The organism is Faecalibacillus sp., assembly GCF_047023275.1.
GTDB lineage: Bacteria > Bacillota_I > Bacilli_A > Erysipelotrichales > Coprobacillaceae > Faecalibacillus.
In genome coordinates this window covers 42,358-54,894 of sequence record NZ_JBKYAR010000003.1, presented here as the reverse complement: position 1 = coordinate 54,894, position 12,537 = coordinate 42,358, and the positions used below count along the sequence as shown (strand labels likewise).

Annotated in this window: 12 protein-coding genes; 10 read left to right on the top strand and 2 right to left on the bottom strand. The window is 28.8% G+C overall.

What is annotated here, in order from left to right; translation table 11 throughout:
• Positions 1–11 precede the first annotated feature (11 nt).
• The 8 genes from ACLVEP_RS01880 (at position 12) to ACLVEP_RS01845 (ending at position 8,202) form a co-directional block, all read left to right on the top strand.
• The gene (locus ACLVEP_RS01880; RefSeq protein WP_412582454.1) at positions 12–695 is read left to right on the top strand and encodes a response regulator transcription factor; all 684 of its coding nucleotides are present in this window, start codon (positions 12–14) and stop codon (positions 693–695) included.
• On the top strand, positions 689–1,606 hold the full coding sequence (locus ACLVEP_RS01875) for a sensor histidine kinase (protein WP_412582453.1): 918 nt from the start codon (positions 689–691) through the stop codon (positions 1,604–1,606). Before ACLVEP_RS01880 ends, ACLVEP_RS01875 begins: the two co-directional genes overlap by 7 nt.
• Before the next feature lie 194 nt (positions 1,607–1,800).
• Positions 1,801–2,250: a hypothetical protein gene (locus tag ACLVEP_RS01870; RefSeq protein WP_412582451.1), complete on the top strand. Its 450-nt coding sequence runs from the start codon at positions 1,801–1,803 to the stop codon at positions 2,248–2,250.
• Positions 2,251–2,262: 12 nt separating this feature from the next.
• Entirely contained in the window at positions 2,263–3,543 is a 1,281-nt protein-coding gene (locus tag ACLVEP_RS01865; protein ID WP_412582449.1) for an FtsX-like permease family protein, read from the top strand.
• Positions 3,524–4,273, top strand: a complete 750-nt coding sequence (locus tag ACLVEP_RS01860; protein WP_412411238.1) for an ABC transporter ATP-binding protein — start codon at positions 3,524–3,526, stop codon at positions 4,271–4,273. The genes ACLVEP_RS01865 and ACLVEP_RS01860 overlap by 20 nt, the downstream gene beginning before the upstream one ends.
• Before the next feature lie 88 nt (positions 4,274–4,361).
• Positions 4,362–5,951, top strand: coding sequence for an IS1182 family transposase (locus ACLVEP_RS01855; RefSeq protein WP_412582448.1), 1,590 nt, complete (start codon positions 4,362–4,364; stop codon positions 5,949–5,951).
• Positions 5,952–6,191: 240 nt separating this feature from the next.
• A complete protein-coding gene (locus ACLVEP_RS01850) occupies positions 6,192–7,598 on the top strand; it encodes an ROK family protein (protein WP_412582446.1) in 1,407 nt (468 codons plus the stop codon).
• 4 nt (positions 7,599–7,602) lie between these two features.
• Positions 7,603–8,202 carry an MBL fold metallo-hydrolase gene (locus ACLVEP_RS01845; protein ID WP_412582444.1) on the top strand — a complete coding sequence of 200 codons (600 nt, stop codon included), beginning with the start codon at positions 7,603–7,605 and terminating at the stop codon, positions 8,200–8,202.
• Here the strand turns inward: ACLVEP_RS01845 and ACLVEP_RS01840 are convergent.
• Positions 8,199–9,392, bottom strand: a complete 1,194-nt coding sequence (locus ACLVEP_RS01840; protein WP_412582442.1) for an MFS transporter — start codon at positions 9,390–9,392, stop codon at positions 8,199–8,201. The two genes, ACLVEP_RS01845 and ACLVEP_RS01840, sit on opposite strands and share 4 nt — an antisense overlap.
• Positions 9,393–9,558: 166 nt before the next feature.
• Here ACLVEP_RS01840 and ACLVEP_RS01835 point away from each other — a divergent pair, with 166 nt between their 5' ends.
• A complete protein-coding gene (locus ACLVEP_RS01835) occupies positions 9,559–10,635 on the top strand; it encodes a M24 family metallopeptidase (protein ID WP_412582440.1) in 1,077 nt (358 codons plus the stop codon).
• A 22-nt stretch (positions 10,636–10,657) separates the two neighbouring features.
• On the opposite strand, the gene ACLVEP_RS01830 is transcribed toward ACLVEP_RS01835, so the two are convergent.
• Positions 10,658–11,515 carry a LysR family transcriptional regulator gene (locus ACLVEP_RS01830; RefSeq protein ID WP_412582438.1) on the bottom strand — a complete coding sequence of 286 codons (858 nt, stop codon included), beginning with the start codon at positions 11,513–11,515 and terminating at the stop codon, positions 10,658–10,660.
• A 130-nt stretch (positions 11,516–11,645) separates the two neighbouring features.
• Between ACLVEP_RS01830 and ACLVEP_RS01825 the strand changes: the two genes are divergently transcribed.
• A complete protein-coding gene (locus ACLVEP_RS01825; RefSeq protein ID WP_412582436.1) occupies positions 11,646–12,530 on the top strand; it encodes a radical SAM protein in 885 nt (294 codons plus the stop codon).
• Positions 12,531–12,537 lie beyond the last annotated feature (7 nt).

Sequence of the window (12,537 nt, the reverse complement as noted above, 5' to 3'; positions counted from 1 at the left end):
AAGGTGAAAAGATGCACTGTGTTTTGATTGTAGAAGATGATAGTGATATTAATAATTTTATTAATGATTATTTTGTGATAAAAGGCTATTCAACAATTCAAGCTTTTTCAGGAACAGAAGGTTTATTGAGATTAAAAAATGAAAGAGATATTTGTTGTGTTATTTTGGATTTAATGTTACCAGGAATTTCAGGTGAAGAAATTATCCAAGAAATACGAAAAGTAAGCGATGTGCCTATTATTACTGTATCTGCTAAAAATGAAGAAGAAGCAAAAATTGAAGTTTTAAAGTTAGGAGCAGATGATTTTCTTTTAAAACCTTTTAATTTAGAAGAATTACAACTTAAAGTCGAAAGAAATATCCAAAAATATCTTAATTTTCAACATGTCTCTTATAAAAGAAAAGATGAATTCAAAAATATAGTATTAAATCATGAGACTCGAGAAGTTTTTGTTGATGGGCAAAATATTTATTTTACATCTAAAGAATTTGATATTTTAAGGTTACTTATACAAAATTTTAATAAAGTAATTAGTAAAGAAAAGATATTCAAAGAGGTTTGGCATGAAGATTATTGTATTGATACCCAAACAGTAACCGTTCATATCAAAAATATTCGTAAGAAAATAAAAGAAATCAATCCCTCAACACCAACCATTGAAACAGTTTGGGGAATAGGCTTTAAGATATGTTGATTTTATATATTATGATTGTTTTATTAAGTATATTATTACTATTTTTAGGAGTGCATCTTCTTTTTTTAAAAAAGGAAATACGACATATTAATTTACAGTTCCTAAAAATTATGAAACAATCAACGAATGCACATATTACAAAAGAATACATTGATAAAGATACAATACAACTTATTCAAACCATCAATCAATTCATTGATCAAACAAGACAAATAGAAATGAAAAGTAAAGAATCCAATGAAGTTCTTAAATCTACAATTTTGAATATGTCTCATGATTTACGAACACCTTTAACTTCTATTCAAGGTTATTTACAACTTATTAATATGGAAGAAATAAATGCTAAAAAAAGAAAAGAATATATAAAAATTATTGAAGCAAGAATTGATTCTTTAAAAAATATGATGGAAAGTTTTTTTGAACTAGCTAAAGTTGAATCAAATACGTTTCCTATAGAATTAAAAGTCATCAATACATATGATCTTTTTGTAGATACTTTAGGAATGTATTATGATTTGTTTCAAGAAAAACAAATCATTTTAGATTTAGATTTAATTGAAAATACTTTTATTATTGTAGATGAAAAAGCTTTAAAAAGAATATTTGATAATCTCATATCGAATATTGTTAAACATGGATGTCAAAAAGCTTCTATCAAAAATAAAGTCAAAGAAGATGAACTAATTTATGTCTTTAAAAATAATACTTATGATATTAATGATGAAAATGTAGGAAAACTATTTGATAAATTCTATACAACATCTAATAGTCGAACAGAAAAGAGTTCAGAATTAGGACTTGCAATTACAAAAGAACTTGTCCATAAAATAAATGGTGGGATAGAAGTCAAATATCATCAAAATGAAATATGTTTTATTTTAAAGTTTAAATTATATAAAAATAAATTATAAAGCAAAGATGACAAATAAGTTCATCTTTTTTTTCATGCCATAAAACTCACTTTCATGCCAGAAAGATATTAATAGAAAAGAAAATAAATAAAATAATAAGTGTAGAGAGGAAAATTTAAGAAATTTTCAAAAAATACTTGAGTATAAAGTGACTCTATAGTCTATGTTAAAGGTGTCAAAGGAGGAAATGACTTATGGAAAAGAGTAAAAAGACATTAAAAATGATTGGAATTTGTATTATTGGACTTGTAATTGTGGTGGCAGTAAATATGTTGAAGAAACCAGAAGATCCATTTAAAAATGATGATCGTGTTAAACTTGGATATCAACATGTTGAAGAAAGCGATATATTGAATAGTAAAGATTATGATTCATATTATGTTTATTTTTATGAAACAGGAAATGAAAAATGTAAAGATACAAATGAAGTGGTCAAATCTTATGTTAGAGGAAAATCAAGCATTTATGTATTCAATATGGAAGAAGCAAAAGATATCAAAACAGGAAAAGATTTTGATTATAAAAATGTGACAGATTATAAAGATATTACAATAAAACAAGTACCAATGCTTATTCATGTAGAAAACAAAAAGATTGATCATGTTTATTACAAAGCAAGTGATATTAAAAAAGCATTAGAATAGTAGGTGAAAGTTATGTTGAAGTTTGCATTAGAAATGTTGTGGACAGAAAGAAAAAAAGCGTATGGCTTAGTTGTTTCTATTGTTACAACACTTAGTATTTGTTTATTGTTTTTACATTTTATTATTAATCCATATCTCGCTAAAAAGGTGACATATGATGATATTCTTGATTTTAGTGAACCTTATTGCATTATGTTGATGGGATTGTTTATTTTAATGGTTTGTGTTTCATTGATTTGTTATTCATGTAACTATTATATGAAACTTCATGCTAGAGAAATAGGAATGCTTAAAATGGCAGGATTTAATCAAGGAAAAGTTATTCTTTATCAATTAGTTCAAATGATTATGCTCATGGTTGTTTCAGTAATAATCACTTGTTGCTTATCATTAGTGACAACACCAATCTTTTTAACAGTTGTTTATCGTTATTGTCATATTCATCAAAGTGTTTTCTATTTTAATACAAGATTATTTTCAATGATAGGGATTTTAGTTGTTTGTATTTTAATTGTTTTAATTGGAATGCAAGTGAACTATATCAACAATAATTCTTTATCATCGCTTATTAAAGATAAATACATTACGACACAGAAAGAAGATCATCGTGTATTTGTCATACCTGATTATATCTATATTTTAGGTTATTTCTTAGGACTTTATGCGATGTATGTAGGAGAAGAATTAGATGCAGGATTTGCGATTGCTTCTTGTATTGGAGCTATCAGTGCTTATGGTTTGTTTTATTATTTCATTCCTCATACTTTAAATGAAATGGTTGATTCATTGAATTTAAAAGGAGAAGATACGATTGTTTTAGGTGATTTAGCTTTATTTATGCAACAAAGTAAATTACTCATTGTCTTTATTATGTTAGCCGTCATTTTAATACCAACATTTATTTTCTCATCGCTTCATATGAAGATGTTGCATATTGCTTTACACATTGGCGCTGTCTTAATTAATTTTGTTTTATGTTTAAGTGTTGTCAGTCGTTTTGATATCGATGCTTTAGAAAAGAAAGAACATTTTAAAAACTTATGTAAGATGGGACTTACAAATCAAGATGTTAAGAAAATATCTTATAAAGAAGGAAATGGATTTTATGTTGTTTTATGGATCTTTGCAGGTATTTATATTTTAAGTATTGCGTGTACGTTTTTAATTCGTGCATCGATTGATTTAGGACTTGTTGGTATTGTTTTACTTGAGTTTGTTGTTCCTTATGGAATAGCTGAATTGATTGTTTATTTAAAGAAAAGAGGTCAAAATTATGAGTTACATGGAAATTAGAAATTTAAAGAAAGTTTATAATCCTTATGGTGTTCATCCTAAGGTGGCTTTAAATGGATTAGATTTTGAAGTAGAAAAAGGTGATTTTATTTGTATTATGGGTGCCTCTGGTTCAGGGAAGACGACACTTGTTAATATCTTGTCAACGATTGATGAAGCCACTCATGGACAAATTTTTCTTAATCAAAAAGATTTACTTCTTTTATCAGAAAAAGAAAAAGCAAATTTAAGAAAAGAAGAAATTGGTTTTATTTTTCAAAATTATAATCTTATTGAATCATTAACAATCAAAAATAATATTTTATTTTCATTAAGACTAAATAAAGTGGATCAAAAAAGACAATTAGAAAAATTAAATGAACTTACAAAAATGTTAAATATTGAAGAAATCATTGATAAATATCCATCCCAATGTTCAGGTGGACAACAACAAAGAGCTGCGATTGCTAGAGCATTGATCAATGAACCAAAGATCATCTTTGCTGATGAACCAACAGGGAATTTAGATAGTTTAAATGCCAGAGAACTGATGGAATATCTTGTTAAAATCAATGAAGAAAAACATACAACGATTATTATGGTGACGCATGATAGCTTTGTTGCTTCTTATTCAAAGAAAGTTTATTACATGAAAGATGGACATTTAGATTTATCGATAGATCGTCTTACAAAATCACAAGATGATTATTATAAAGAAATTGTTAAAGTTACAACACAAATGCATTTATAAGGGGCTGTAACGAATAAATAATTTAAAAAAACAGTTTCTATAACGCAAAAACGGGCATGAGCCCGTTTTTTTGGTATAATAGTTGTCGATGAAAACACTAGAATACATTGAGAATTATAACGCATATCAACCATATATGCTATTAAATTTTAATTTGTCTTTTGAAAAAGATATTGCTCATGATGATATTTGTAGAACTGTTATTGAAGTCGTTGAGGAGGTTAATATTGCTAAGTATGTCGACTTCACTAATAGAAATGCTCATGGCTATGACGGAGTTATGATGTTTAAACTCATCATGTTGGCTATGGCCGACAGTGGATATGTTTCTACCAGAAAGCTCAGTAAACTCTGTAAGACCGATATCCGATATATGTTTATCGCTCAAAATCAGAAGCCATCTCATCAGGCATTTCAAAGATTTATTCATGATGATCTAACTATGCCAATTGAGGATATCTTTTATGAAATCAATAAATACATAGAATCAAAGATTTTTATCAATACGGATGTTTTGTGTATTGATGGTACCAAATATGAAGCCAACGCCAATAAGAACACATTCGTTTGGCGTGCAAATACAATCAGGAATCGAACTAAAAGATGGAAAAAGGTAATACTCTGTCTAAAGAAAATCAATAAATATTTTACAGAACAGAATATTGCCTTGAACTATTCACTTCTTAAGGAACCAAGCATAGAATACATGCTTGCTGTTGCTGATGGAATTGAACGATATATGAAAGATTATAATATCGAATTTGTTCATGGAAAAGGAAAAAGAAAAAGCGACATACAAAGGTTATATGACGAGCTTAAGGAACACGCAATAAAGTTATGGGAATATGCCATTCATATGGAGCTTTTAGGAAGTCGAAACAGTTTTTCAAAGACTGATCCGGATGCAACATTCATGCACATGAAATATGACTATTATAATCACACAAACGTATTCAAGCCAGGATATAATGTTCAAATAGGAGTAAGTGATGGATATATAAGAAATATCTATATCAGCAGTGACGGAAATGATCTTAGAACATATATTCCATTCATGGAGAAGTATAAAAGTGCCTATGGGAGATTGCCAAAGAAAACACCGGCTGATGCAGGATACGGAAGCTATGACAACTACAGTTACTGTAAAGAAAACAATATCGAACTGTATATGAAATATTCAGGATATTATAAGTCACAGGAAAAAACAAATGAAAAAAATAAGTTTCATAAGAAGCACATGAAAAGAACAGAAGAAGGAAACTTCATATGTCCAGCCGGTCACGAGTTTGAACTTGAAAAAGTAACACAGGACAGCAGAAGTGAATATGAAAAAATAAATATGCATTTTAGATGTCACAAATGTAAAGGATGTCCAATGAAATCAAAATGTACAAAATCAAAAGAAGGAAGAACGATAGTACATAACTTTCAGCTGGAAGAGTATGAAAAAGAAGTTCAAAAAAATGTAAAAAGTGCAGATGGAATAAAACTGATGTTTCAAAGAAGCAATGAAACGGAAGGAACATTTGGAGATTGGAAAATGAACCAGAAGTATGACAAGATGCATCGAAGAGGAAATTCTGGTGTAAAAACAGAAATCATCATGGTAGCGATAGGACATAATATAAGAAAATATCATAAACAAAAGCAGATGGTAAGCACAGAAGAAAGCAACTAGCATAAAATTTTTTTTAAGAAAAGGGTTAGTTCTTTTTAAGTGCGTCAGCTTTTTGAAAAAAGTAATTCTCATTTTAAATAGAAACTGAAAATAAAAAAAGAAGAGCCGTAACTCTTCAATAAACAATAAAAACTATTTATTCGTTACAGCCCCTTTTTATAGAATTATTTTTTCTAATTTTGTAAGAGCTTTCATTGATGTGCAATAGTGTGTTAAAATAGCAATAAAGGTGGGATTGAAATGGATGATTTTTTAAGAGAAATAGAAACATCTGTATTTAGAGAATGGATCAATAATCAAAAAAGAGATTATTATCATCTTCATCAAAGTGAAACTGATCCAGATGCAATTATTATAGAAAATGAATATTGTTATAGCTATGTAACCTTTAATCCACAATGTATCATTGAATTATGTGTAATGAATAAAAGAACAGATGAAATGGCTTTTTATCTCCATTTTCAATTCAAGACACTTAAACATGCCATTTCTTTATTTGAAGAAATGGATCAATGTATTAAAAAGATGGTTGATCAACCGATGTGTCGTCTTTTATTATGTTGTAGTGGGGGAATGACAACTGCTTTTTTTGCGGATAAAATCAAAAATGGTATTAAAGTATTAAATTTAAATATGGAAGTAGCAGCAACTTCTTATCAAAAAATATATAATGTTGCTCAAAACTATGATGTTATTTTACTAGCACCACAAGTATCCTATGTTAAATTACAAGTTGAAAAAGTCTTTAAAAATAAACTTGTTTTAAAGATACCGACACAAATTTTTGCTTCTTATAATGTTGGTGCATTGATTACTTTTGTAGAAGAATCTTTAAAACATAAAGAAAACAAATACAATGGTTATGTTGAACCATTAGCTTCTATGATGGAGATTAAAACAAAGAAAAATATTTTAGCGGTCTCAATTAACGCTAATGGTGAAAATAGTCATATTTCTTATCGTTTATATAATCCTCATCAAGAAATTGTCTTAGATAGTAGTATTATTAAAAGTAATATTAAACTTCAAGATGTTTTAGATGCTTTAGATACAGTTGTTTTACAAAATGAAATGATTGATGTGATTTCGATTGCTTTGCCGGGAGTTATGGTTGAAGGAAATATTTATTCAGGGATTATAGAAGGTGGTAATCATCAACTTAAAGAACTCTTAGAAAAAAGATATGAAAAAGAAATTTATTTGATTAATGATGTTAATGCGGCGGTTGTAGGTTATTATGCTTCACAAAATCAATATAAATCACTTGCTTTTTTATTCCAACCAATTGGTCGTATGGCAGGAAGTGGTATTATTGTAAGTGGACAACTGGTAAGAGGAATGGATCATTTAGCAGGTGAAGTAGCATTATTACCTTTAAAACTTTCTGATGCTTATTTAACGTTAGCTAATACCCCAGAAGGTACTTTGGAATTGGTGACTAAAAACATCATGAGTATTATTGCGATTGTGGCACCTGAAGCGATTGTTGTTTATAGTGATTTGATTTTAGACAGTCAAGATGTCAGTGATGAAATCAAAAAAGCATTAAGTCAATATCCTTTAAAAGTGTATCCACAAATTATTAAAGTAGAAAATATCTTAGAATATATATTATTAGGAGCAATGATTTTAAGTGCAAAGGAGTAAGAAAATGAAAATTATTTGGCATGGACATTCGTGTTTTGAAATATCAGGAAAAGAAGGAACAATTGTTTTTGATCCTTATCAATCAGGTTCAGTTCCAGGATTAAATCCTTTAAAATTGAAGGCAAACCTTGTGTTGTGTTCTCATGAACATGATGATCATAATGCAAGAAATTGTGTAGAAGTAGCACCAAAAGATTTTAAAGTGACATGTATTGAAACCTATCATGACCATCATCAAGGAAGTCATCGAGGTAAAAACACGATTCATATCGTTGATTTTGAAGATATGAAAGTTGTTCATATGGGAGATATTGGTTATGTAATGGATGATGTTTCAAAACTTAAAAACTGTGATATTTTGATGATTCCTATTGGTGGCTATTATACAATTGATACCAAAGAAGCTTTAGAATACATTGAACGTATAAAACCACGTATTGTTATACCAATGCATTATCGTAGTCATGAATTTGGTTATGATGTATTATCAACCAATGAAGAATTTATTCAACAATCATCTTCTATTACATATGTTGATGATTGTTTAGAAGTTAATAAGGATACGAAAACACAAACAGTTGTATTTAAAAAACCAAGGAATTAATTTTCCTTGGTTTTTGTTGTAATCATTAATAAGAGTATACTTACAAAAATCATAGCAAGAGCGATGATAAAAGCATAGATATAAGAACCGAAGAAATCATAAATATAACCTACCATTGATAAAGAAATAGCTGCACCAACATTAGAGGCAAAAGAAATTGTTGGAAATGCCTTTGCATAGTTTTCTGTTTTAAAGAAATATTTTGTAAGCAAAGGAACAGCGACAGCTCCTAATGAATAACATGAACCAAATAAGAAAGCACCAACAATAAGAAGTGTCATGGAACGTCCAACCATTAATAAGACAATTCCTAGAATATTTACACTAATCATCATTAAGGTTGCTTTCATTTCACCAAAATGATCACTTAAACTTCCAATAATTAATTTAGAAACAATATTTCCCATCATTCCTGCTGATAATAAAATCGCACATGAAGTTAAAGGAAAACCTAATGATTCACCATAACCTGGTAAATGTTGTGTTACACTGGTAATACAGCTAATCAACATACCAAAGATAAAGAAGGCGATAAAAGAAATTGACATAAAATGGAATGAAGATGTTGCTTGATTTTGTGTTGTTTCTTGTTTTTCTTGATAACCATAAGGAAGAAGACCTTCATCTTTAGCATTCATCGAAAATGGATAAAGAACAGCTGGTAAACATAAAAGTAAAAGAATAATCGCTTTTAATAGATAGCCCATTTGCCAATTAAAAGAACTGATCACACTTGATAAAACTGGAGAGCAAAGGGTTCCACCTAAACCACTAAAACCAAAGGCAATACTAGTAGCGAGACCATGTTTCTTTTCAAACCATCCATTGATAATCATGGTAATGGGTACAATAGAAAAAAGACTTGTCGACATTCCGCGAATGGCTCCTAAAATATAGAAAGTAATAGCATTTTTTCCAAGTGCCATAGCGGCTGTTGAAACAACTGCAATAATAACACTGAAAGTTAGAATCTTTTTAAAAGAAAATTTTTGATAAAGTTTTGGTACAAACAATGACATGATGGCAGTTGCCAGAGAAAAAAGTGTCATATGCATTGAAAATGTACCTCTTAACATATGTAGGCTTTCTGAAACAGGTGTATAAAAAACACCTGATGAATTAATTGAAATACCAATAGATGCCGCAGCTAAACCACAGCAACAAATTAAAACGGACCAATGTTTTTTCATAATGTGTCCTCCTTTTCTGATTCTATTTTATAAAGAGATTTACATAATGTCTAATACTTATAATTTATGTTTTTAATGCTTTTTAGGCATTAAAATAAATATGATTATATTTCTTTAATTTTTTAGATAAACGTATTAAAATAGTTAATAGTAGGGGGATAAAGAGATGAGATTAGAAAAAGTACTTAAAGAAATGCAAAAAAGACAATTAACGCATTTAATTATTAGCGATCCATCATCAATTGATTATTTAATCAATTATAAAAATAATCCAGGTGAAAGAATGTATTTACTTCTTTTATCAATTGATGGACATCATAAATTATTTATGAATAATTTATTTTATTTGGATCATGAACTTGATATTGAACAAGTATGGTATAGTGATACAGATAATTATCTTCAATTACTTGCAGATGAATTTGATGGGGCATGTTCTATTGGAATCGATAAAAACTTTCCAGCAAGATTCTTAATTCCTTTAATGAATCTAGTAGATGAATGTCATTTTGAATTAGGATCTGAATGTGTTGATCGTGTGAGAATGATCAAAGATGAAAAAGAACAACAATTAATGATTGAAGCATCAAAAATCAATGATTTAGTTGTCGATGAAGTCATTAATATTTGTGCAAAAGGAGATTTAACAGAAGAAGAAGTTTCTAAACAACTTGAAGGAATTTATCAAAAACATGGTTGTACAGGAAATTCCTTTGAACCAATTGTTGCCTATGGTAAAAATGGTGCTGATAACCATCATAGTGGAGATGACAGTCGTTTAAAAGCAGGAGATAGTATTGTCATTGACATTGGTGGTTTATATAAAGGATATTGTAGTGATATGACAAGAACTGTTTTCTATAAAGAAGTATCACCAAAACAAAAAGCAGTTTATGAACTTGTTTTAAAAGCTCAAAAAGCAGCAGAAGCTATAATCAAACCAGGGGTAAGACTTTGTGATATTGATAAATGTGCTAGAGATATTATTGCTGAAGGTGGGTATACTGTTGAATTTAACCACCGTTTAGGTCATTTCATTGGACGTGATGTTCATGAATGGTGTGATGTTTCACAAAACTTTGATTTAGAAGTTCAAGAAGGTATGACTTTCTCTATTGAACCAGGTGTTTATTTACAAGGTGAATTTGGAGTTCGAATTGAAGATCTTGTTTTAGTCACAAAAGATGGATGTAAAGTTTTAAATAGTTATCCAAAAGATTTAAGAGTTATTGGTAATGACTAATTAAAAGCATAGGTTAGAAAATCTAATCTATGCTTTTTAAATACTCTAAAAATAAATCAAGAGTTTTTAAGTGATTTTGATGATATAGTGCGCCAATATCACCTGCTTTAATTGAAGATGGAATTACTTTTAAAAGAGGCATATAGTTTTCTTTCCATAAAGAATGGATAACCATGATTTCATTGGAAACCAGAAGATTTGAACAGGTTGAAAGATCATATTCTTGGTTTAAATGAATGATTTGACATTCTTGAGGAAGAAGGCTATCAAAAGAATCTTTTAAATAAGAATATTGTCCAACTAAGATAGGATATTTTTTTAAATCATCTTTTGTGAGTCTTTTTTTATGCGATAAAGGATGAGATAAAGACATACAAAAGCTATAAGTATCTTGATAAAGCGTTGTAAAAACTAAATCTTGAATTAGGTTATCTATAGGACGGGCAATAATACTTAAATCTACTTCTTTGTTTTTTAGAGCCTGTATATGTTGATTAAAGGATAAAGGGACAAATTCTAAAGAAACATTAGGATAGTCTTGATGAAATTTTTGATAAGCTTTTAATAAGAAAAGTGGAAATTTTTCAAAAGGATAAGCAACTTTGATGATCTGTTGATGATTTTCAAGTTCTTGTCCTTTTTTACATGCTTGATCATAAATATTTAAAATTTCTTTAGCGGACTTATAAAAGATTTCACCTGATGGCGTTAAAGTAATTCCTTGATGACCTCTTTTAAAAAGCTTAAAGCCAATACTTTTTTCGAGTAAATTAATTTGTTGAACTAAAGCAGGAGTTGAAATATAAGATTTTGTTGCTGCTTTAGAAAAACTTTTTTCATCAGCTGATAAAATAAATGATTCTAATTGTCTTTCGTTCATAAGCCTTCTCCTTTTTCTTTAGTATATCATGTTTAGTATAAAGTTAAAACTTAATACATGTTGTAAAAAATGTAATTTGAAAGTATTTAAAAGAAACTATAATTTTGATTAAAAGGAAAGGATGAATGATATGCATTATCATGGACCAATTGTTAGACCACCTACAGATGCTTATAGCCTTATGTTGGAAGTAACTGTTGGTTGTAGTCATAACCAATGTAAATTTTGTAATTTTTATCAAGGATATCCCTTTAAAATGGCACCACTTAGTCAAATTGAAGAAGATCTAATCGAAGTATCACGTATTCGTCCAGATTTGAAAGAAGTCTGGGCAGCAGGTGGAAATCCTTATGCTTTAAGTGTTTCAAGACTTGAAAAGATTGCTTTGCTTATTAGAAAGTATTTACCTCAAGCGCGTATTTCGACCTATGCACGTGTGACAGATTTAATGAATAAATCAGTGGCTGATTTACGTTATTTAAAACACTTAGGTTTTGAAGACCTTCTTATTGGTATTGAAAGTGGGGATGATGAAGCTTTAACGTTTATGAATAAAGGTTATCTTGCAAGTGATATTTTACAACAATTAAAAAAATTAGAAGAAGCAGATGTAGATTATCGTGTAATTTATTTAGGTGGTATTGCTGGAAAAGGAAGATGTAAGGAAAGTGCAATCAAGACTGCCAAACTTTTAAATCAACTTCATCCTTATATGATTTTTTTAACAACAGTTGCTATTTTACCTGATACCCCTTTAAAACAAGATGAAGAAAATGGTTTATTTGAAGAGCCAGGTGAACTCGAAAGAATTGAAGAATTACAAACACTTATTGAACATTTAGAAAATGAAATTTATCTATATGCTCGTAGTGTTTCGAGTGCTGTTGATTTTACAGGTTATTTACCTAAAGATAAAGAAACAATTTTAAATTATTTAAAGGATGTTATTGATCATTTTAATGAAAATGATGAATTAAAAGTGAAACAAAGAAGAAAACAATTAAAAAGTGTATAAAGGAGAA